Source organism: Thermoleptolyngbya sp. C42_A2020_037 (assembly GCF_015272455.1).
Classification (GTDB): domain Bacteria; phylum Cyanobacteriota; class Cyanobacteriia; order Elainellales; family Elainellaceae; genus Thermoleptolyngbya.
Genome location: NZ_JACYLP010000027.1, coordinates 43,936 through 66,658 on the forward strand (window position 1 = coordinate 43,936; position 22,723 = coordinate 66,658).

Consider the following 22,723-nt stretch of genomic DNA (forward strand, 5'->3'; position numbering starts at 1 on the left):
TTACTGTGGTTTTCGAGATGAGGTGTTACGGGTTATGCAAATGGGCGATCGCCCCATCACACCTCCAGCCGACTGAAGCTTGCACTTTGGCGCTACAGCAGCGCTCTGGATCTCCGCAAACCCAGACCTCTGCGGCTCGCCGCTCATGAACCTCCTCAGACAGGTTTGCAAACAATTTAATCAATAGTTGTTAGTTATTAATCAATAGTTAAGCAGCGGGGGTACGTTCGCCACTAAACTTGCATTCTGGTAGGCCTATCTCTAGGATCAACCCTAGTGAGGTGAGTTCCCTGGTTTTCAGGGAAAATCGATAGCAGCCGATCGATGCTCCGACGCGGGCGATCGCTTGCACTGCCCCAAAATCTTCTACGGATAAAAGCTATGACTGCAACTGGCGCAACCTTCCCTATCGACCTCGGCGCATATCAAAAACTAACGCTTGATCCTGCCGTACCCACGCTCACAGCCGATCAAAAAGCGGCCCTCCAGGCCAATATCCAGCTTTGTCGAGATGCGATCGTTTTCTTCACCGCGACGGGTGCAGCCCACGGCGTTGGCGGTCACACGGGCGGCCCCTACGACACCGTGCCTGAAGTGATGATTCTCGACGCGCTGTTTCGCGGCAAGCCCGATAGCTTTGTGCCTATCTTCTTTGACGAAGCCGGACACCGCGTCGGCACGCAATACCTGATGGCGACGCTAAACGGCGACCTACCCGCTGAGCAGCTCATGAGCTATCGCTTGGCCCATTCCAAACTGCCCGGCCACCCAGAACTGGGGCTAACACCCGGTGTCAAGTTCAGTTCTGGCCGTCTGGGGCATATGTGGCCCTACGTCAACGGCGTAGCCTTTGCTAACCCTGGCAAGACGGTCTTCTGCCTCGGCTCCGACGGCTCCCAGCAGGAGGGCAACGATGCGGAAGCGGCCCGCCTTGCGGTGGCGCAGCACCTCAACGTCAAGCTGATCATCGACGACAACGATGTCACCATCGCAGGACACCCCTCCAAGTACCTCCCCGGCTACAGCGTCAAGCGCACCCTGGAAGGGCACGGGCTGAAGGTGCTGGAGGTCAACGGTGAAGACATTGACGCGCTCTACGCCGCCATCTGCGAAGCCGTGAACACGCCCGGGCCAATCGCCGTGATCTGCAAGCGCCCCATGTGCCCCGGCATCGAAGGACTGGAAGGCTCGAACCACGGGCACGACGTGATCTCCGTGAAGCTGGCGCTGCAATATCTGGAAAGCCGCGGCCACAGCGCCGCCGTCGCCCACCTCAACGGCATTCAAAAGCCCAAGCAAGACTATACCTTCCTGGGCATCAGCGACAAATGGGATTCCAACCGCAACGTGTTTGGCGACGCGGTGAATGGAATGCTAGCCAAAATGAGCGAAACCGAGCGCAAGGAAAAGGTGCTGGTGGTCGATAGCGACCTGGAAGGCTCCTGCGGTCTGAAGAAAATTCACGATGCCTACCCGGAAGTGTTCATTCCCTCCGGCATCATGGAGCGGGGCAACCTGTCGGCGGCGGCGGGCTTTGGCATGGAGAAGGGCAAGCAGGGCATCTTCGCCACCTTCGCCGCCTTCTTGGAAATGTGCATTTCCGAAATCACGATGGCGCGGCTGAACTATTCCAACCTGCTGTGCCATTTCTCGCACTCCGGCATCGACGACATGGCAGACAACACCTGCCACTTTGGGATCAACAACTTCTTTGCCGACAACGGTCTAGACGACGGCTACGACACCAAGCTCTATTTCCCCGCCGATGCCAACCAGATGAAGGCCTGCGTCGAAGCGATCTTCTTTGACCCCGGTCTGCGGTTCATCTTCTCGACCCGCTCCAAAACGCCGATTTTGCTGGACAGCAGCGGCAATGAGCTTTACGGCGGCGACTACACGTTTGTCCCTGGCAAAGATGAAGTCGTCCGGGAAGGCACGGCGGGCTACATCGTTGCGGTGGGCGATGCGGTCTATCGCGCCCTGGATGCGGTGGAGCGGCTGAAGCAAGAGGGGCTGGATGTGGGTCTGATTAACAAGTCCACGCTAAACGTGGTGGATGAAGACGTGATGGCGAAGATCGGCAAGTCGCCCTTTGTCATGGTGGTAGAAGCCTTTAACCGCCGGACAGGGCTGGGCAGTCGCTTTGGGTCTTGGCTGCTAGAGCGGGGCTACACGCCGAAGTTCGCCTATTACGGCACGCACGAAGAGGGCTGTGGCGGGCTATGGGAACAATTCCCCCACCAAGGCATCGACCCCGTGGGCATCATCGACAAAGTGAAAAAGCTGGTGTAGAACTGGGCAGGAGCGATCCTCCCAATGCCTCTTTGCTAATTTTTGCTAAGAGAGGCTTTAGGCACAGGGTGGGCGCTGCCTGCCCTGATGTTTAGCCCTCTTAGACGAAATGCCTCATCAGCCAATTTATCTCGACTATCACGCGACTACGCCCGTCGATCCGCGAGTGGTGGAGGCGATGCTGCCCTATTTCACGCAGCATTTTGGCAACCCCTCTAGCACGACACATTCCTACGGCTGGGCGGCAGAGGCGGCGGTGGGGCGATCGCGCTCCATCCTTTCCGCCGCGATCAACGCGACCCCTGAAGAACTGATCTTCACCAGCGGCGCAACGGAAGCCAACAACCTGGCGATCAAGGGTGTAGCGGAAGCCTATGTTTCACAGGGGCGACATATCATCACCCTGGCGACGGAACACAGCGCCGTTCTCGATCCCTGCACGTATCTGGAATCTCTGGGCTTTGAAATTACGCGGCTGGGCGTGCAGCCCGACGGCTTGGTAGATTTAGCCGTCCTAGAAAAGGCAATCCGGCCCGATACGATCCTGGTGTCGGTGATGGCGGCGAATAACGAAATCGGCGTGCTGCAACCATTGGCAGAAATTGGCGCGATTTGTCATCGTCACAACGTGCTGTTTCACACGGACGCAGCGCAGGCGATCGCCAAAATTCCGCTAGACGTGCAGGCGATGCAGATTGACCTGATGTCGCTGACGGCCCACAAGGTCTACGGGCCAAAGGGCATTGGGGCGCTGTACGTGCGGCGGCGCGACCCACGGGTGCAGCTTGCGGCGCAGCTTCACGGCGGCGGGCATGAGCGGGGGATGCGGTCGGGGACGCTGTACGTGCCGCAGATTGTGGGCTTTGCCAAGGCGGTGGAACTGGCGCTGGAGAGTCGGGAAGCGGAGTCGGTCAGAGTGACAGAAATGCGCGATCGCCTCTTTTCCCTGATCCAGTCCCTTGGCGGCGTGTATCTCAACGGCCATCCCACCCAGCGGCTTCCTGGCAACCTGAACATCAGCATTGAAGGCGTGGACGGCCAGGCGCTGCTGCTGGCGTTGCAGTCGCAAATCGCAGTCTCTTCCGGTGCGGCCTGTAGTTCCACAAAAATCGCGCCCTCCCATGTGCTGACGGCGATTGGGCGATCGCCCGACTTGGCATTCGCCTCGCTGCGGTTTGGCCTTGGGCGCTTCAACACTGAGGCGGAAATTGAGCAGGCAGGCGCAGCGGTGTTGCAGGCAGTGCAGGCGTTGCGCTCCCAGCGTTCCATGTCCTCAGCCCCCGCCTAAAGTCAGCCCTCCAGTACTCCAATACCAGTACTCCAAGAAGGAACACAGGAAGTTCTGCTCGATTCCCTGATCAAACCTTTCCGGCTCAAACAATTCCCTGGACGTGAAGCCCGTTTACAAAAAAGTATTGCTTTACACATTCTTGTTGACTTCTGTGCTTAGGAATACATGAGTCAGTGAAAAGACCAATGGTATTTTCTAGCTAAGTATTTCCTCAGAAATATGGCAACTGGATCAGGGTGACGATCTGCTGATGAGATCGGGCATCCGGCTTCAGCTTGTCCTTGGAACCAGATTTCAGGGTTGCCTTTGCAGCCCTTAAGTTTTGGTGCGCGTTTGAGACTGCTTTGCAAGAACGGTCATCTCTTGTCCAAGTAAATTCACGTAGATCGCTCAACCGTAGTTCTAATTTTTACGAAGATTATGGCAATTACGCTCTCAAAACTTGGAACCTATCAAGGCGCAGGCTCAGAAATCTCAGCCTATGACGTAACCACACAGCGCCTCTACGTCGTGGCAGGCACTAGTGCGCTAGAGGTGCTAGACGTTAGCACCCCCACCGCGCCGACGCTCGTGAAAACCATCGACACCTCTGCTTTTGGGATTGCCAACAGCATCGCGGTCAAAAACGGCATTGTCGCCGTGGCCATTGAAAACGGCACGAGCAAACAGGCTCCGGGCGTTGTGGCTTTTTACGACCTAGATGGCAATTTGCTGAATTCCGTCACGGTCGGCGCACTGCCCGATATGCTCACCTTCACCCCCGACGGCAAAAAGATTGTCGTTGCCAACGAAGGCGAGCCAAGTAGCTATAACCAATCTGACTCTGTAGACCCAGAAGGCTCGATTAGCATTATCGACCTGTCAAAAGGCGTGCTGCGGCTTGATCAGAGCAGCGTCAAAACGGCGGATTTTTCTGCCTTTAATGCGTTAAAAGACGCACTGGTTGCCGCTGGGGTACGAATCTTTGGGCCTAATGCGACCGTTGCCCAAGACCTGGAGCCAGAATACATCACCGTGTCGCCCGATTCCAAAACGGCCTGGGTGACGCTGCAAGAAAACAACGCCCTGGCGATCGTTGACCTGGAAACGGCCACGGTGAAAGAAATCAAGCCGCTGGGCTTCAAAGATCACAGCCTGTCAGGGAACGGGCTAGATGCGAGCGATCGCGACAGTGGCATCAACATCCAAAACTGGCCCGTCTTGGGGATGTATCAACCCGATGCGATCGCCAGCTTCACGGTCAACGGGCAGACTTATCTAATCACCGCCAATGAAGGCGATGCCCGCGACTACACTGGTTTTGCCGAAGAAGTGCGCGTAGGAGCCAACAGCTATCGGCTCGACCCAACCGCGTTCCCCAACGCTGCCACACTCAAAAACAATGCAAATCTAGGACGGCTCACTGTTACAAATGCACTGGGCAACCCGGATGGCGACAACGACTTCGACCAAATCTATGTATTTGGCGCTCGCTCCTTTTCAATTTGGAACGCCAGCGGCAATCTAGTCTACGACAGCGGCGACCAGTTTGAGCAGATTACCGCCGTCCAAGTGCCGGACTTGTTTAACTCCAATGGCACCGCAAGCACCTTCGACACCCGCAGCGACAACAAGGGCCCCGAACCCGAAGGTGTGGTAATCGGGGTAATTGATGGTCAGACCTATGCCTTCATCGGGCTAGAACGCACCGGCGGGGTAATGGTTTACAACGTCACGAATCCCAATAGCCCCGCCTTTGTGCAATACATCAACACGCCCGACGATGTCTCACCAGAAGGACTGGCGTTTGTGGTTGCTGAAGACAGTCCCACGGGCAAGCCGCTGCTGGTTGTGACCCACGAAGTCAGCAATACCACGACCACTTACGAAATTGCCACCGCCAGCGGCCGAGGCACTGTGCCCGTCATCAATGGCACCAGCGGCAACAACCGCCTGAATGGAACTAGCGCCACCGAAATCTTCTACGGTTTTGATGGCAATGACGATATCTTTGCAAGGGATGGCAACAACCGCGTCTATGCAGGCAACGGCAATGATAAGGTCTATGCAGGCAACGGCGACGATGTGCTGAATGGCGGCGCAGGCAACGATGACCTCTATGCCGGCGAAGGTCAGAACCGACTCTATGGCGGCGACGGCAATGATAATCTGTACGCAGGCAGCGGCAACGACACAATCTATGGCAACGCGGGCAACGACAAAATTTATGCCGGAGAGGGCAATAACCTGATTTTGGCGGGCGACGGCAACGATTTGGTCTATGCAGGCGCAGGCAATGATGAAATCTTGGGCAGCGCAGGCAACGACACAATCTACGCTGGCGAAGGGGCCAACTGGATTGACGGCGGCGACGGCAACGATCTGATTTTTGCGGGGGCAGGCAACGACACGATTTATGGGGGAGCAGGCGACAACACCATTAATGCCGGGGAAGGCAATAACCTGATTTTCAGCATCGGCAACGATGTGATTAATGCAGGCAGTGGCAGCGATCGCTTCGTGTTGGGGGCAGGCAGCGGTGTGGCCACCATCAACCGCTTCGGGTTAAACGATCGCATTCAGCTCACCGGCGGCCTCACCTTTGCCGACCTGACGGTGACAGGCAATAACCGCGAAGCCACGATCGGCGTGGGCAGTGATGCGATCGCCATTCTGAAAAACTTCAGCGTCGCCCAAATCAACGCAGGTCTGTTTGTCTAGTCCAGTGCCGAGTTTTTAGCATACGGGCAATATCGATTCTCGATTTTGGAGTTGGCGATTTTGGATTGCCAATTAGCCGCTACAGCGTTTTTGAAGCTAGTGAGGCGCACGGATGGTCAATAAGCCCTTGCCTTGTGAGGGCAGCATGTGCCTCACCCCGCAAGAAAATGCTGTAGCAGAACTTCCGACAGTTCAAGTCGCAGCGCTCTTTAGAAGAATTGATATTACGCCACTTTCAGCGCCCCTAATTCACGACGCACCTCAGGTCAGTAGGACTGGGGTGCATTTTTCTGTCGCAAGATACGACATCCTAGAATCCGCATCGATTAAACTGTGATGCAAGCATTCTAGACAAACGACCAGGTTTGACTCCCACACGACTGAACTTGCTATGAAAGACGAGGCTTTTGGCATTGTGCCTATTTTACGCCAAGAGGACGGCGACAAGTTTTTGCTAATTCAGCACCACGCCGGCCACTGGGGCTTTCCCAAAGGCCATGCCGACCCCGGCGAAACGGCGATCGCCGCTGCCTGCCGCGAGTTTGAGGAAGAGACAGGCATCACCGCCTACGACCTGCTTAGCGAAGACGCTTTTATGGAACGCTATCGCTTCATGCGGGACAAAAAGCCCGTCGATAAGACCGTGACCTACTTTCCCGCGCTCGTAAAGTCAGCAGTCGTCACCTGTCAGGCAAAAGAAATCAAAGACTATGCCTGGCTGCCCTACAACGATGCAGTGAAAAAGATCACGTTCAATCCAGCGCGACAAGTGCTGTCGCAGGTGTATTCCTATCTGAAAAACTCCGGAGCGCTGTCTTAGGCTGTGGGTCTCAATCCAATGCCTCAATGGGGCGGGGCGCAGCGATGTGGGGAATGCGCTAGGATGGCTGCCATTCTCTTGTAATCCGGGCGATCGCCCTTACTCCCATGGCCCAGCAATACGACTCCCTCACGCCCAAACTCCAGGACTTTATTGCCCAGCAGCAAATCTTCTTCGTGGCCACTGCCCCGCTCAGCGCCGAAGGGCATATTAACCTGTCCCCCAAAGGACTCGACAGCTTTCGCATTTTGTCGCCCCATCGCGTCGCCTACCTGGATCTCACAGGCAGCGGCAATGAAACCTCTGCCCATGTCCAGGAAAATGGTCGTATTACCCTGATGTTCTGCGCCTTTCAGGGGTCGCCTATGATTCTGCGAATCTACGGCCAGGGCACGACGGTTTTGCCTCAATCTCCCGAATGGGACACGCTTTACCCACTGTTCCCGCCGCTGTCCGGCGCTCGACAAATCCTCCACGTTGAGGTTGCCAAAGTTCAGACCTCCTGCGGCATGGGGGTTCCCCGCTTTGGCTACGAAGGGCAGCGCAATGAACTCGTAGACTGGGCCAGCCAGAAAGGCGAAGACGGACTGAACATCTATCGCCAGACGAAAAATCGCGTCAGCCTGGATGGACTGGTCACGCCACTCGGCGCAGTAGATAGGTAGTGATAGGTAGTGGATAGGTAGTGGATAAGATAGGTAGTAGATAGGGAATTAGGGGAATCCCTCATGACTCTATGAGGCCGACCCCGACCCACGGAGTTTGGGCCAAATCGGCAAAGGTGGTGTTGCGCTGCTCCTGTTCCAGCACCTTGATGCGCTGATCTTCCAGATAAAGCTGCTGCTGATAATACTGGCCCAATTCCGGCGACGTGGTGATGTCCGTTTTTTTCCACAGGTCGAGGAAATGCCGCCGCCGCTTTTCGCACATCACCATCTCCATGCAGGCTGTGGCGGTGCGAATCACCAGGGCGGCTCGCGCCAGGTCGCGTCGCGTTTTTTCGTCCAGCTGAAAGAGAGAGTAGAGGGCTTCGTGCTGACCCGGCAGTTCGGCGAGGTGGTCTTGCAGACGGGTGAGGAGCGAGACGGGGTTGGGCGGCTGAGCGCTGGTATGCCACTCTGTCCCGCTCTCCGGCTCCGCGCTATCCCGCGCTGTGGCAGAGTTCTCAATCTCCAAAATCTGCTGCCACAGCAGGCGATGGTGGGCGATGCTGAATTCCAGATCGCGGGACTCTAGCGCTGCTCGGATTTCGGCGCGGTGTTCGGGCTGGTGTAGATAGAGGCGCAGCAGTTGGGCTTCGGCTTCTTCTAGCAGCGTGCGATCGCCCGGGGTTTGCCATTTTTGCGATCGCCCGTGCCAGCGCTGCCCCCGCACCTGGGTTCGCAGGTCTTGCTCAAGCTGCACGGACAGGCGAGCGTTGCCCCGGCTCAGCAGTTCGGCGCAGCGGTGGATATAGTGGGTGCGGAGGGTGGCGTTGGGCAGGCTGCCCAAGAGCTGGGCGATCGCCTGGGTGCTGGTATGAAACTGGTCAGGCTGGCTCAGGTCTTTGTCGGCCAGGAGTTTTTGAATCTGCCAGTCGAGCCACAGCGGCGCGTCTTGCAGCAAGTCCTGATAGGCAGATGGGGAGTGAGCCTTCAGAAACTCATCCGGGTCTTTGCCCTCCGGCAAGTTCAGAATCCGCACCTGCACCTCGCCGCGATAGGCCAGATCTGCTAGTTCGCCAATGGCCCGGTCAGCGGCTTTTTGCCCGGCCTTGTCGTCGTCAAAGTTAAAGATAATCCGCTTGGATTCGGTGTAGCGCAGCAGTTGCTTGATCTGCCCCTGGGTCAGCGCAGTGCCCATCGACGCGACGACGTTGGTGATGCCTGCGGCGTGCAGGGCAATGACATCAAAGTATCCCTCCACCACGATCGCTTCGTCTCGCTTGGCGATCGCCCCTTTGGCTAGATCCAGCGCATAGAGCGTCTTGCCCTTGTCAAATAGTTCGCCCTCTGGGGAATTGAGATACTTGGGCTGTTCGTCGCCCAGGGCCCGCCCGCCAAAGCCAATGACGCGCCCCTGCACGTCGCAGATGGGAATCATCAGGCGATCGCGGAATCGGTCGTAATAGCCACTGCCGCCCTGCCGGGGCACGAGCAAGCCCGCCTGCTCCACCCGCTCCACGGGATAGCGCTTTTGCTCCACCAGATAGCCGTAGAGCGTCTGCCAGCCGCCAGGGGCATAGCCCAGTTGAAACTGCTGGATGATTTCGGGCGACAGCTTGCGCTGGGTTCGCAGATAGTCGAGGGCGATCGCCCCCTGGCTCTGGTGCAGCGCATGTTCAAAAAACTTGGCCGTCACCGCCAGAATTTCGTAAAGCTGGTCTCGCTGCGACAACTGCCGCTGAAACTCCTGCCGCTGCTCCGGTTCCAGCGTCTTCACAGGCACCTGATAGCGCCGCGCCAGCTCCAGCACCACTTCCCCAAAAGACTGCTTGCCGATCTCCATCAAAAACTTGATGGCGTTGCCCCCGGCTCCGCAGCTAAAGCAGTAGTAGAACTGCTTGCTGGGGCTGACAGAAAAGCTGGGCGATTTGTCATCGTGGAACGGACACAGGCCGGTGAAATCTTTGCCCTGCTTTTTTAGCACCACATGCTCAGACACGATATCGACGATATCGACCCGCTGCTTCACGTCTTCGATGGTGTCGGGGTGGAGGCGTGGCGTAACCATGCGGCTGGAGGGGGCAAGGGCGTATCCTTTATTTTGACGCTTTTCTACGAACTTGCACGGGTAACGCGATGTGCAATTCTCAATCTGCCCTCATCCCCCAACCCCTTCTCCCAAGCTAGGAGAAGGGGAGCAAGAGAGGGTTGAACTCCCTCTTCTGCTGTGGGAGAGGGCTTAAAGCCTTCGGCATCCCAGCAAAGGGGGAGGGGGATCAGCAGAGTTGCACATTGCGTTTTCTAATATTTCTAACGCCGAATGGCCGGGGGCATTGCGGTCAATAAACCTGCGCCAAGGGTGCGGAATTTAGCTAGTCTTACGGGTAGCGCGGTCGCCCTGTCTCCAGGTTCTAGAGTGCAAGGGGCGATCGCCGCCAAATTAGAAACGGGCACGCAAACGAGGATCAGCAGTCGATGGGACGGATTTTTATCTCTGCGGGGCATGGCGGTACAGAAGGCGCAGGCATCGACCCCGGCATTGTGGTAGCAGGCACAACGGAGGCGCGGGAGATGATCCTGACCCGCGACCTGATTGTGGCCGAACTGCGGGCGCGGGGGCTGGAGGTGCTGTCCGTGCCGGACGACCTGAGCATGGCCCAGACTCTCGCCTGGATCAACGCCCGGGCGCAAAACCTGGATGTGGCGCTGGAAATCCACGCCGATGCCTCCCCCAACCCCTCCGTGCGCGGCGCAACCGTGTTCTACATCCCCACCAACAGCCAGCGCAAAGCCCATGCGGAACTGCTGCTGCTGGCACTGCTGCGGCGCGTTCCCCAACTGCCCAATCGCGGCGCAAAGCCCGACACCGATTCGGGTACAGGCAGCCTCGCCTTCTGCCGCCAGTTGATTGTGCCCTCGCTGCTGATGAATGTCGGTTTTCTCACGAGTCCAGAAGATCGCAGCATTTTGCAAAACCAGCGCCGCGACCTGGCGCTGGGCATTGCTGACGGACTCTCGTCCTGGAGCCGGGCCGTGGCCGGTCTGCCCCCCGACCCCGGCGGTGAAACCTACCCCAGCATCAGCATCAATATCAACGGCGGGCTGTATGAGGAGCGCGGCATTATCGTCAACGGCAATGCCTTTATTCCCGCCGATCTGGTCGATCGCCTGGGCATCGATATCAGCCAGTCGCCCGACATCCGTCGTGTCACCTATCGCAATATTGTCTACGTGCGGGCGGTGGAACTGCGGCCGTTCAATATCTCCGTCACTTGGGACGCAGCCACGCGCACTGTGATTTTGCAAAACTCTGGCATCTGTCCGGGGCAAATCGACCGAATTATGGGACTTGGGCAGACTTCAGAACTGCAACTGCGGATGTTTTTGAAAAACAATAACGAAGCCGGGCTGAACCAGTTTCCTGATCTGCCGCGCCTCTACCGCGAAGAGGGCAGCGTGGAGGGCGTGAACTATGACCTTGCCTTTTGCCAGATGTGCGTCGAGACGAGCTTTTTGCAATTTGGCGGCACAATCCAGCCAGGACAAAACAACTTCGGCGGGTTGGGCGATGCAGCGGGCAGCCCCAGCGGTGCGTCCTTTCCCAGCGCTCGCATAGGCGTGCGGGCCCACATTCAGCACCTCAAGGCCTACGGCAGCACAGCTCCGCTGGTGCAGGGGCTAGTCGATCCGCGCTTTCGGTTTGTGGCGCGGGGGGTTGCGCCGCTGGTGGGGCAGCTCAGCGGGCGCTGGTCAGCCGATCCACAATATGGCGACAAGATTATGGCGCTGGTGCGGCGGCTGTACGAGTCGGCGGGAATTTTGTAGGAATTTTGTAGGAATTTTGTTACAAGACTGTCCCAGGGCGTTTTGCAGAAAGTTGCAAAGAGGCAGAGGGAAGGGCGATCGCCCCCTCCTCACGCACCAACACATCTTGGATCGACAAAAGAGACGCAGCCTCAAACTGCGCCTCCTCTCAGAGTTACAAAGACATTGACAAGACTCAGAATTGCTGAGACTTAGAACTGTCAAGGACTACAGGCGCTCAAAACCTGAAGACCCAAACCCTTGAGCCTGAGACTTTGGCTACAAGTCCCCGCTAGACTAGCCCATTCCAGGCAGGTTCAGCCCACCCGTCAATTCTTCCATTCGCTCACGCATAGTGGCAGTGGACTTGTTGTAGGCATCTTTGGCCGCCGCCAGCACGAGGTCTGCCAAAACCTCTGGGCCCTCGCCCATTGCGTCTTGCGTAATCTCGACCCGGCGAGGCTCCTGGTTGCCGCTCAGCACCACCTTCACCAGCCCGCCGCCCGCTTCGCCTTCAATTTCCATGACTTCTAGCTCCTCTTGCAGGCGCTTTGCACCCTCCTGCACCTGTTGAGCTTTTTTGAACGCTTCGGTCAGCTCTTTCATTTTGCCGAGTCCAAAGCCGCCGAATCCCTGTCCTTTGGTCATAATAGTTGCGCTTTGTGGAATTACACACACTCGAATGCTAAAACCTTAGCACTTTTAGATCGCGATATCGTCACGAGTTGTGGACTTCGCAATAATCGCGCAATTCGCCCAGACCTGGCAGGGAAGCCTCCGGGTGGCGATCGCCCTCACCAGAATAAATTTCTAGCCCTCTTTGCCTGTCATTTGCCTGTCATTTGCCTGTCATTCGCCCATTGTCCTGGTTCACATTGCCTTCGCCTCACCTTATGTCTTAGGCATCGAGCCATGATTGTGCTGCGCCTGCCCCAATTAGCCTCGCATCACCAGCCCCGCTTTCCTTCAAAGGACGCTTCACAATTTGTCCCCTGAGATTCGCGCTTCGCCTTGCCTACCAGCCTTTCCAGCTCTCAAGACGAATTTCCCCAAATCCACGCAGGCTTTATCCGGCAAGGCGGGTCAGAATTTTACTAGGGATTTAAGTAGATGAAGCTTGGGTATAGCCCCTATCCAGAATGAGGGAATGCAGTTTAAAACCAGAATCATCCCAAGGTTGGAAATCTATTGGAAATGTAATGGGAGCATCAGGAATGCCAAGCCTATCTGGAGATGGGCAAATCCCTTGAAAATCCACAGAATTTCCTAAATTGGTTTATGCTACTGGGTAGGTTGTGAAGGGCAGCGAACGCTGCTCCAGACAGTTGAAGAGTCCGCTCGTGCGTTTCGTTGGCGCAGGTATCAGAACCATCTGGCTCGGACTCAGGGATTTTTCGGATCAGCGCTGGCTTCTTTAATTTTGACTTCACATCTCAAACTTAATGATGGCGTCCTCCACCACCCCCCTAAATGCAGCCCGATCCTCCCGGCAACTGCTAACTCAGCCCGGCCAGCTTTGCCAAAATAGCCAACTGTTTCGCGATCGCTATCAGGTGCTGAAGGCCCTCGGACGCGGCGGTTTTGGCATCACATTCTTGGCGCGAGACGTGTCGCTGCCCAGCAGCCCCCTCTGCGTCATCAAGCAGCTTTGCCCAAAGATGGACAATCCTGCCGTGCTAAAGCGGGCCTCTGAACGGTTCGAGCGGGAAGCCAAGACCCTCAGCCAGTTGGGCAGCCATGCGAGTATTCCCCGCTTGCTGGATTACTTTCAGGTAGAAGGTGAGTTTTATCTGGTGCAGGAATACGTGCGGGGATATACCCTAGCGAAGCAGGTCAAGCAAAACGGCCCCTTTTCGGAACTGGCCGTCAAGCACTTTTTGCGAGAATTGCTGCCGATTCTGGGCTACGTCCACCAGCAGCAGGTGATCCATCGCGACATCAAGCCGCCCAACCTGATCCGCTGCGAAGACGACGGGCGGCTGGTGCTGATTGATTTTGGCGCAGTAAAAGAGCGGATTGTGGAAGCTGGCGAGACCACCCACAAAACCGCAACGACGCAGTTTGTGGGCACGGTGGGTTTTGCGCCGCCAGAGCAGCTTGCCCTGCGCCCCACCTACGCCAGCGACCTGTACGCGGTCGGTGTGACCTGCCTATATCTGCTGACGGGCAAGCCGCCAATGGAGTTTGAGTATGACGCTTACACAGGCGAAATGCTCTGGGAAGACTACGTTCACGTCAGCGACCACTTTGGCAAAATTCTGGCTAAGCTGCTGCGGGTGTCGCTGCGCGATCGCTATACGTCGGTCGAGCAGGTGCAGCGAGCGCTTGACCTAGAGCCATACCTAGACAACCTGGCCGACTGCATGAACGTCAACCGCCGCCTGTCGGCTTCGGGTGCTGCGGAAGCGGTCGTTGAGCCTGCGCCCCGGTTTTCGCCCTTTGCCCAGACCGCTCAGCAGATCCGCCAGTGGCGATCGCGCCTCCAGCAGCGCCAACAGGGACAAGCCTGGAACAATGGCGAACTGGTTAGCTCCGGTTTTTGGGGCTGAGGGGCAGGTTAGCGGATCGAAGTAGCTCACCACTAGCTCACTGAGAACGACTCCACAATCGTCCGAAACGTCTTTTCAGCCTGGGCCCAGCGCCGCCCTGTAGTGGATAGGTTGAAGGTGTATAATTTGCCTCGCTTCACAGCAACGCTTGCCAGGTTGTGACGCTGGAGATCGGGCGCGTCTACGGCAAATTCCAGCAAGTAATAGGTTTGCCCATCGACCTCGTGGGATTCGGCGCTGATTAGCTCGGCGCGTCGTCCCGCCGGATTGGGTTGCAGCGCATTTTTCCACAGCTTATAGCCCACCTCGCTGGGGCTACCCAGTTCTTCCAGCGTTTTGCCATCAGGCACGGGGCTGATGATCACGCTGACATTTTCGGTGCTTTCGATCAGGTCATGTAGCACGAGCTGGGGGCCGTCCTTCACTGTGACGGGCACCCAACTGTTGAGATAGAGAAACTCATAGCCCTCGGTGCTGTCTACATAGCGATCGAGCGCCGCAGTGACGGACGTGCAGCCCTGCATCGTCAGACCAATCGCGACCAGCACCATGACAATCCATCGCTTTAGCATGGAGGATTCCAAACGCAGCGGTTCTATTGTCCCACGGTGGCTTTCCTGCAACATTGCCCCAGGCAAAAAATTACAGGGTAAAAAAAACCTCCGGCCGCGAAACCGGAGGTTATTGAATCAGGGTGCATCTACCAATGACTTATACGGAAAGTGGCAGGGGGATCAGGACAAATTTTAGGAATCAATCTGGGCAAATTAGGGAAACGCATGAAGGGTGGATCAAGGGCTACTGGGAGCGAGCCGCAGACCCGTGTTAGATGGACTGCTCGGATTGCATTAAGATCCAAGTCTAAGATCCAAGTTATAGGGTGGGCGATCGCCCCCTTCCCCGTTCAGAAATCTTCAGCACCCCCCTTGCGGAACTCGCCCTTTCGGAACCCGTCCCTATGCCTCTACCTGACGACACGCCCGCCTGGGAAATTCGTCCCAACGATGCCCTGGTGCCGCTGCACTATGACGACGAACTGGTGGGCTTTCTGAAGCCCGATATCGCGATCCGCATTGCCGATATCTTGAACGAAGAATATCGCGCTCGCAGGGCGCTGCGGCTGGCGTGCTATGACCTGGTGAGTCGTGCGGGCGGCGGCAACAGCGAGATTGAGGAACTGGTGAACAAGTATCTGGCAAGGGCGACGCAGCCTCGGTCGGGCGTGGGGGCGATCGCCCGCTGGCTAAAGCAGCGCCAGACCGAGCTAGGCGTAACCGATGCCGAATTTGAACGGTTTTGCGACTCTTACCGACTCCCCAAAGAAAAGCTCGAAGCGCTGTCGATGGGCGATATTGATGGGTCGATGCTGGTGCCCTTGGCGCGGGTGCTGGGCTGCTCCATTCAAGACTTGATGGAAGTTTTGGATGGGAGTCGAAGATAGCCGTTTGAGGCTTTGCCAGAAATCCCAAGCCAATCTGAGCCAGCGGATTGACAACGGGCAGAGCAGCGGCTTCGCTCTGCCCAAACAGCGGGCAGCAGAACAGAAAGCCGACCTGATAGGAGATGACAGAATTCCTGATACGCTCCCGCCGCTTGGATGATGCGATTTGGCGTACAGTTGGCTTATTGTGGCTTATTGTTAATTTTGTTAATTCTCGTAGGACTTTACGCATCTGGACGATTTCTCGCAGGCTGTGCCCGCGAGAAATCGTCCAAAACCCAGCAAACTTATCGCAAGTGCTTAGGTTCTTTCTCGATTGCGGGTTTGCGATTTTGGATTGCCAGATCAGCGCCTGCTGAGCGTCCAGCAACTCCCTTCTTCGTACCCCCAGAAGAATGGACATTACTGCGTGCTGGGCCTGTTGGGCGGGTCAGGCTTTGTCGAATTAAATGAATTGCGGATTAATGGCAGATTGCATTTATTTAACCGGGCTGCGGGCCTTTGGCTATTCAGGCTATCTGGAGGCAGAGCAGGTCTTGGGGCAATGGTTTCAGGTGGACTTGACCCTGTGGGTTGATTTGTCCAAAGCAGCAGAGAGCGATCGCCTGGAAGACACCTACGACTACCGCAACAATGTGGCCACTGTCCTCCAACTTATTCGCACCGAACGGTTTCGACTGATTGAGCGACTGGCCGGGGCGATCGCCCAAATCATGCTCTCAAGCGGTCAGGTCGAACAAGTCACCGTGCGCCTGACCAAGGTCAATCCACCGATTCCCGACTTTACAGGACAGGTCGCGGTAGAAATCACGCGGAGTAGAGAATAGCGCAGTTTGTCAAAAATTTTAGATTTTGGATGTTGGGCTGCAATGCCTAGTTCAAGACAGCAGAGTTTAGGTAGTAAACGCAGCAGACTCAGCCCAGTTTGAATTTTGCAACACCGATTTGCAACACTGATCCAAAATCTAGAAACCAGAACCAAACTCTAAAACCCGAAACCTAAAATGCTCCCCAGCCTCCTTCTAACCCTTCTAATCGGCTTCTTCGCCGGACAACTAGCCCGACGGCTGAAACTGCCCGCTTTGGTGGGCATGGTGCTGGCGGGCATCGTGCTGGGGCCGCAAGTGACGCAGGCCCTCGCGCCAGAGCTACTGGCATCGGCGGGCATCTTGCGAACAATCGCCGTCATGGTGATCCTGATGAAGGCGGGATTGGGGCTAGATCGCGAGAAACTAGCGCAGCAGGGAACCGTGGCGCTGCGGCTGGGCTTTTTGCCTGCGACGTTTGAGGCGATCGCCGTTGCTCTGGGCGCGATCTGGCTGCTGGGGTTCGATTTCGCGACGGGGCTGCTTCTAGGCTGCATCATCGGCGCAGAGTCGCCCGCCGTCATCGTACCCGGAATGCTGCGGTTAAAAAGTCTCGGCTGGGGCGTACAGAAAGGAATTCCCGATGCCATTTTGACGGGGAGTGCCCTGTCGGACGTGCTGCTGCTGCTGGTATTTAGCCTGCTGCTGGCGTTTCTCTCCCAAGGCGCGGCGGCGGGGCTGACCCTCCCCGGCGGACTCACGCTTACCCCTCTGCAACTGCTGCCGCTGCAACTGATTTTGCAAATTGCGCTGGGGGTGCTGCTGGGCTGGCTGACGGCGCAATTGCTCGTCTTTTTGCTGGCAAAGCAAAACTGGACGCAAAACGCTGTACAGGATGCGCTGGTGGCGGCAGGGTTTGCGCTGCTGTTGGTGGTGCTGGCAGAGGAATATCCGCTGTTTTCGGGCTATCTGGCGGTGATGTCGCTGGGGTTTTTCCTGATCGAACTGGATGCTCCCCTGGCGCGGCGGCTGCGGGGTGGGTTTGATGCGCTGTGGGGCGTGGCGGAGATTTTTCTGTTTGTGCTGCTGGGGGCTAGCATTCATCTCAACGTGTTGGGCAACACGCTGGGCGTGGGGCTGGCGATTCTGGCAATCGGTACGCTGATCGGGCGGATGGTGGGCTGGTATCTGTCTACGCTGGGCAGCAATTGGAACTGGAAGGAGCGGCTGTTTCTGCTGCCTGCAAACTCGGCCAAGGCGACGGTGCAGGCGGCGATCGGCGCAATTCCGCTGTCTCAGGGCATTGCAGGTGGAGAAGCGATTCTGGCGATCGCCGCTCTTTCCATCCTGGTCACTGCGCCCCTAGGAGCCTGGGCCATCCCCACGTTTGCACCCCGGCTGCTGGAAAGAGGCGATGTAGACCCGACCAAAGTGGCGATCGCCCGTCCTATCACCCTCCTGGCCGCCGTCGATACCTCGCCCCTCGCCCCCGCCGTCCTCCGCAAAGCCGCCGAACTGGCCCGCCGCGCCGATGCCAGCGTCATTGTGCTGCACGTTGTCCAGGTCAACGACCCCGCTAGTATTCAAAACCTGCAAGACAAAACCGCAACGCTGCTAGCCGACATTCGCCACCGCTTCCTCACCACAATTGGCCCCGCGCCGGAGGAGATTGTGCGCGTTGCTCAGGAATTCCGGGTGGATGAGATTGTTATGGGCAAACGGGGCGATCGCCTCTGGGAAGTGGGACTGGTCGGCTCCGTTTCTCAATCCGTCCTAGAGACGGCCGAGATTCCCATCGTTGTGGTCGATCAAGCTTAGTTCCGAAGGTTTTTCAATCTCTTAAGAAACCGTACTCAAGATTTGGTTGATGGCTTGAACATAGGCATCTCCAAAAGCCCGAATAATGCTGGGGTTGCTGGCTGTGGCTTCATAGGGATTTCCAGCGCACTCCACCCGAATCACGACTTCTACCTCAGAATCGGGCCCGCCAAGCTTCCCCGGAACCCAGTAATAATTCAGGCTGTAAGGGGGAAGGGTCACAAACTCTTCGACGCAGGCATCGATTGCTTGATAAAGAGTCTGCACCGGCGTGCTGGAAGTAACCCGCTGCTGACTGGTGCAAACCTCAGCTTCGGTGTTGCGGACAAGGGTAACTGTAACCGTCGATTCGGGTAAATCAGCATTGATTTGGTTGAGACTGTGCAACACCATCCTTTCGGCTGCCCTGCGTTTGGAATGTGAATCCTGCCCGGTGGCAAACCGCGCCTCTATCCCGCTTCCAAAACTAGCCCTTTCAAATATTGCCCTTCCGGGTGGTAGAGGCTGGTGGGGTGGTCAGCGGGTTGGCTGAGGTGGCCGAGCAGTCGCACGGGGCGGCCCGCGTCGATTGCCCCGGCGGTGACGGCTCCTTTGAAGTTGTCGAGTGAGACGACCTGGGAGCAAGAAAAGGTAAAAATCAGACCGCCGGGGCGAATTTTGAGCAGGGCGAGATAGTTGAGGCGGCGGTAGGCGAGGGTCGCCTGATGACGGGCGGAGAGAGACTTGGCAAAGGCGGGCGGGTCGAGGATGATTACGTCGTAGTCATCGTCGCAGTCTTTCAAAAAGTTGAACACGTCGGCAGCGTAAGACTGGTGAGTGCCTGGGGTTGCCGCGTTCAACGAGACATTTTGCTCTGTCCAGGCGATCGCCTTTGCGGAACTATCCACCGAATGCACCACCGCCGCACCTGCTTGCAGGGCATAGATTGAAAAGCCGCCAGAATAGCAAAACGTATTCAGCACCTTCTTTCCGGCGACGTGCTGCGCCACGAGTTGGCGATTGTCGCGCTGATCCAGAAAAAAACCTGTTTTCTGCCCTTCTTCCCAGTCCACCGCAAATCGATGCCCGTTTTCCAGCACCTCGCCTAGCCGCTTTTCGCCCAGATTTGCTTCACCAAACAGGTATTGATTGGTGGGCTGAGACTTGCCCGCGTGCAGGACGGCCGCGCTTTTGTCATACACTGCCCGCAGGTCGGAGCCGTAGAGCGTTTTCAGGCACTCCACAATGCGATCGCGCTGCTGTACCATGCCCAGAGAATAGGTCAGCACCACCGCCACGCCGTGATACCAGTCCACAATCAGCCCCGGCAGCCCGTCGCCTTCGGAATTAATCAGGCGGTAGCAGTTTGTCTGATCACTAATTGCCAGTCCCAACTGTTTTCGCAGCGCGTAGGCCTGCTGAAACCGTTGCAGAAACAGTGCGTCGAGCGACTCGACGGGCTGAAACGAAACGACTTTGACCGCAATGCTGCCTGCGCCGAAAAAGCCCGCCGCCAAAAACTCGCCGCGATCGCTGTACACCTCGACCCAATCCCCCTCCTGCGCGTCTGGCTCGATGCGCTTAATTGCCCCCGAAAAAATCCAGGGATGGAAGCGCCGCACGGCATCGGCTTTATGATCTCGAAGAATAATGCGAGGAAGCGATACCATGACGTTGAGCAGGGTGTGATAGGAAGCCAGTCAGTCGATAGGGCGATTCGGAGCGACTCGGGGCAATTCGAGGCAATTGACCAAGGCACATCTTCCACTATACAGCGCCCGATTTTTCTTGGTTTTGGGCAATCCACCCCGCCGTTTTGGAATTTTATTTTTCTGTAGCGTTATAACTGCGGCAAATGTGCCCAAACTAAAAGCACAGTTACAGCATTCTCGAAGCGAGTGAGGGACGCGGGTGGCCCAGAAACCCCCTGTCTCTTTGGGTCAGTGCTTACCTGACTACGCCAGAAAATGTTGCATTCAATAGCCAAACGTTATCCAGTTATATTGCTGAATCACGAGAACAGCAGGCGAGTGGTTCCTGGAGATTCTTTTTATCAAAGGGGTGTGTTGTCGATTTGTTGTAAACGCCTAATGAACCCCGACTCGGCCTCGCCACTGCTCAGAAGCAGCATTTTTCAATCCACTACCCAGCAACACAGCCACTCAAACAGCAGCCAAGGATGGTTATGGACATTGCACTGCCGGAATTAGAACACATTAATCGCCAGTTGGCCAGCCTGGAGCGGCCCAAGAAGCCCAAAATGCTGGTGGTCGATGACGAGCCAGACAATTTGGATTTGCTCTATCGCACGTTCCGGCGCGACTTTAACGTGCTGCGTGCAGAAAGCGGCGTGATGGCGCTGGAGATGCTGGCGGCCGAGGGTGAAGTTGCGGTCATCATTTCCGACCAGCGGATGCCCGAAATGAAGGGCACTGAGTTCCTCAGCAAGACTGTCCCCCAGTTTCCCGACACGATGCGGATCATCCTGACCGGGTTTACCGACGTGGAAGACCTAGTGGACGCGATCAACTCTGGACAGGTTTATAAGTACATCACTAAGCCCTGGGACCCTAATGAGCTAAAAGCCGTGGTGCAGCGGGCAGTGGAAACCTATGACGTGCAAAAACATCGCACGGAAGAACTGCGCCGCGCCCAGTCGCAGACTATCCTGCTGGGAACGCTGGTCAAAGTGACTCAGGAGGCGACCGGGCTGGAGCAAGCGCTGGAGGCGATCGCCAAGACCTTTGGGGAAACCTATGAGGCCGATGGCTGCACGCTGCATCTGGTGGAAGCGGGCAAACCCGGCACGCTGCAAGGCAACTATGGCACTGCGTTGCCGTCCTTGGGCGATGACCCGGTGGTGCAAGAGGCGATCGCCACCCAAAAGCCCCAGGTCAAAGTCAACGAAAGCGCTGAGGAAGGCGTGTTGGCGCATCTGGTGATGCCCGTGCTGTTCCAAAGTGCCAGCATCGCTGTGCTGTCTCTCTGCTGGGGCAAGCCCTTCTCGCTCCAAGAGGACGAACTGCTGCGCCTGTATCTGGCAGCTCAGCAAATTGCGCTGGCGCTGACCTGTGTGCGGTTTGGGCAAGATTGGCGAGTGGCCGCGTGAGGGGGCTGGAGTAGTTGGAGTGATGGGAGAGACGGAGGAAAGAAGGAAGAAGGAAAAAGGAAAAACGAAAAACGAAAAAGGAAAAACAAAACTTCTTTCCTCTTCGTTCTTCTCTCTTCGTTCTTCTCTCACCTCACCGCACTTGCTGGGCCCACTAGTGACACATACGGCTCTATAAAGTAGCGCTGGGCAGCAGCTTGGGCCTGGTCTGGCGTAATTTGGGCGATCGCCGCTTGAAACTGGGTGTCAAAGTCAATGCCCAGCCCCAGCGTTTCGTACCAGCCGTAGATTTGGGCAATCTGGGCGTTGGTCTGTTTGCCGAGGGCGTATTGGCCCAGCAGCTTGTTTTTGGCAGATTGCAGTTCGTCTTCGCTGAGGGGTTCGGCGGCGAGGCGATGCACTTCGCGGTGCAGTCCATCGAGGGCGATCGCCACGTTAGCCGGAGCCGTGCCCATGTAGGCGATGAACTGGGACGTATCCAGCCGGGTGGGATAGTAGGCTGACACTTCGTAGGCGAGGCCCTGCTTTTCGCGCAGTTCTACAAACAGGCGGCTCGACAGCCCGTTGCCCAAATAGGTGCTGATCAACTTCAGCGCCATATAGTCTTCTGCATGAACGGCTGGAGCCAGGTAGCCCAGCATGACGATTGCCTGCTGTGTCTCTTGCACCGTCGCCACGCGGTGTGGGTTGGATAGGACGGGCGGCGTGGGTGGATACAGCAGCGGCAGGGGTGCGCCAGTGTCATCCGTCGGTGGCTGCCAGTCGCCAAAGGCTTCGGACACTAGGGCGATCGCCTCATCGGGAGTGATTCGTCCCGTAATGCTAATCACCAAATTATCGGGGCGAAAGTGGGTTTGGTGATAGCGCAGCAGGTCGGTGCGGCTGAGTTGCGACACGGTTTCCTCCGTGCCCAGCCCCGGCAGGGCATAGGGATGGTCGCCATACATCGCCTGCCGGAGTTGCTTTTGCGCCACCGCAAAGGGCTGTTCCTGCATAGAGCGGATGCCTTGGAGCGTCAGCCGTTGCTCTAGCTCTACTTCGGATTCGGGAAAGGAGGGCGATCGCAGCAATTCTGCCGCCAGCATCAGCATGTCGGCAAAATCCCGCGACACCGTTTTCAGGCTCAGCAGGCAATAATCTGGCGATGAATCCGTGCCCAGGCTTGCACCCACCGACTCGATTTGTTCCGCAATCTGCATCGAAGACTTGTGCGTGGTGCCCTTCGTCAGAACCGAAGTCAGCAGGTGCGAAATGCCCGACTGCTCTGGCACTTCGTAGCGGCTGCCCACCCGCACAAACAGCCGCGCCGCCACAATATCAGCCGCCGAATTCTCCGTCGTCAGCACGACCAGACCGTTACTGAGAACCGTCCGATGGAGGGGGAGCGCTGCGGGTTGGAGGGTGGAGTTGGACATAGGGGTGCGGCAGTGATGGAGGGTTGAGGGATGACAGAGAAGAAGGGGCAAGAAC

17 protein-coding genes are annotated in these 22,723 nt (G+C 57.0%); 11 read left to right on the forward strand and 6 right to left on the reverse strand.

The genetic code is table 11. The features are described from left to right. Positions 1-381 precede the first annotated feature (381 nt). From IGS16_RS08030 to IGS16_RS08050, 5 genes are all read left to right on the forward strand, one after another. The gene (locus tag IGS16_RS08030; protein WP_297084860.1) at positions 382-2,292 is read left to right on the forward strand and encodes a transketolase C-terminal domain-containing protein; all 1,911 of its coding nucleotides are present in this window, start codon (positions 382-384) and stop codon (positions 2,290-2,292) included. A 109-nt stretch (positions 2,293-2,401) separates the two neighbouring features. Next, entirely contained in the window at positions 2,402-3,580 is a 1,179-nt protein-coding gene (locus tag IGS16_RS08035) for a cysteine desulfurase family protein (RefSeq protein ID WP_297084861.1), read from the forward strand. A 423-nt stretch (positions 3,581-4,003) separates the two neighbouring features. After that, on the forward strand, positions 4,004-6,283 hold the full coding sequence (locus tag IGS16_RS08040; protein ID WP_297084863.1) for a choice-of-anchor I family protein: 2,280 nt from the start codon (positions 4,004-4,006) through the stop codon (positions 6,281-6,283). Between the two features lie 391 nt (positions 6,284-6,674). Beyond that, positions 6,675-7,103 carry an NUDIX domain-containing protein gene (locus IGS16_RS08045; RefSeq protein WP_297084865.1) on the forward strand — a complete coding sequence of 143 codons (429 nt, stop codon included), beginning with the start codon at positions 6,675-6,677 and terminating at the stop codon, positions 7,101-7,103. Positions 7,104-7,210: 107 nt separating this feature from the next. Beyond that, positions 7,211-7,768: a pyridoxamine 5'-phosphate oxidase family protein gene (locus IGS16_RS08050; protein ID WP_297084866.1), complete on the forward strand. Its 558-nt coding sequence runs from the start codon at positions 7,211-7,213 to the stop codon at positions 7,766-7,768. Between the two features lie 61 nt (positions 7,769-7,829). Here IGS16_RS08050 and dnaG read toward each other — a convergent pair whose 3' ends face one another. Continuing rightward, a complete protein-coding gene (dnaG, locus tag IGS16_RS08055; RefSeq protein WP_297084867.1) occupies positions 7,830-9,815 on the reverse strand; it encodes a DNA primase in 1,986 nt (661 codons plus the stop codon). A 407-nt stretch (positions 9,816-10,222) separates the two neighbouring features. Between dnaG and IGS16_RS08060 the strand changes: the two genes are divergently transcribed. Further along, positions 10,223-11,572 carry an N-acetylmuramoyl-L-alanine amidase gene (locus IGS16_RS08060; RefSeq protein WP_297084869.1) on the forward strand — a complete coding sequence of 450 codons (1,350 nt, stop codon included), beginning with the start codon at positions 10,223-10,225 and terminating at the stop codon, positions 11,570-11,572. Positions 11,573-11,848: 276 nt separating this feature from the next. On the opposite strand, the gene IGS16_RS08065 is transcribed toward IGS16_RS08060, so the two are convergent. Further along, a complete protein-coding gene (locus IGS16_RS08065) occupies positions 11,849-12,199 on the reverse strand; it encodes a YbaB/EbfC family nucleoid-associated protein (RefSeq protein WP_297084871.1) in 351 nt (116 codons plus the stop codon). Between the two features lie 797 nt (positions 12,200-12,996). Between IGS16_RS08065 and IGS16_RS08070 the strand changes: the two genes are divergently transcribed. Next, positions 12,997-14,100, forward strand: a complete 1,104-nt coding sequence (locus IGS16_RS08070) for a serine/threonine-protein kinase (RefSeq protein ID WP_297084873.1) — start codon at positions 12,997-12,999, stop codon at positions 14,098-14,100. A 32-nt stretch (positions 14,101-14,132) separates the two neighbouring features. Here the strand turns inward: IGS16_RS08070 and psbP are convergent, their stop codons facing one another. After that, positions 14,133-14,672 (reverse strand): photosystem II reaction center PsbP, encoded by a 540-nt coding sequence (psbP, locus tag IGS16_RS08075; protein ID WP_297084875.1) that lies wholly within the window; start codon positions 14,670-14,672, stop codon positions 14,133-14,135. 386 nt (positions 14,673-15,058) lie between these two features. Here psbP and IGS16_RS08080 point away from each other — a divergent pair, with 386 nt between their 5' ends. The 3 genes from IGS16_RS08080 (at position 15,059) to IGS16_RS08090 (ending at position 18,165) form a co-directional block, all read left to right on the forward strand. Next, the gene (locus tag IGS16_RS08080; RefSeq protein WP_297084877.1) at positions 15,059-15,541 is read left to right on the forward strand and encodes a hypothetical protein; all 483 of its coding nucleotides are present in this window, start codon (positions 15,059-15,061) and stop codon (positions 15,539-15,541) included. Between the two features lie 464 nt (positions 15,542-16,005). Then, on the forward strand, positions 16,006-16,368 hold the full coding sequence (gene folB, locus IGS16_RS08085; protein ID WP_297084878.1) for a dihydroneopterin aldolase: 363 nt from the start codon (positions 16,006-16,008) through the stop codon (positions 16,366-16,368). A 177-nt stretch (positions 16,369-16,545) separates the two neighbouring features. Continuing rightward, positions 16,546-18,165: a cation:proton antiporter gene (locus IGS16_RS08090; protein ID WP_297084880.1), complete on the forward strand. Its 1,620-nt coding sequence runs from the start codon at positions 16,546-16,548 to the stop codon at positions 18,163-18,165. A gap of 21 nt (positions 18,166-18,186) precedes the next feature. Here the strand turns inward: IGS16_RS08090 and IGS16_RS08095 are convergent, their stop codons facing one another. Further along, positions 18,187-18,558 (reverse strand): alpha-isopropylmalate synthase regulatory domain-containing protein, encoded by a 372-nt coding sequence (locus IGS16_RS08095; protein WP_297084882.1) that lies wholly within the window; start codon positions 18,556-18,558, stop codon positions 18,187-18,189. 56 nt (positions 18,559-18,614) lie between these two features. Beyond that, positions 18,615-19,814: a class I SAM-dependent rRNA methyltransferase gene (locus tag IGS16_RS08100; RefSeq protein WP_297084883.1), complete on the reverse strand. Its 1,200-nt coding sequence runs from the start codon at positions 19,812-19,814 to the stop codon at positions 18,615-18,617. A 515-nt stretch (positions 19,815-20,329) separates the two neighbouring features. Here IGS16_RS08100 and IGS16_RS08105 point away from each other — a divergent pair. Beyond that, entirely contained in the window at positions 20,330-21,253 is a 924-nt protein-coding gene (locus IGS16_RS08105; protein WP_297084926.1) for a response regulator, read from the forward strand. A 128-nt stretch (positions 21,254-21,381) separates the two neighbouring features. Here IGS16_RS08105 and IGS16_RS08110 read toward each other — a convergent pair whose 3' ends face one another. Continuing rightward, on the reverse strand, positions 21,382-22,668 hold the full coding sequence (locus IGS16_RS08110) for a pitrilysin family protein (protein ID WP_297084884.1): 1,287 nt from the start codon (positions 22,666-22,668) through the stop codon (positions 21,382-21,384). Positions 22,669-22,723: the final 55 nt, after the last annotated feature.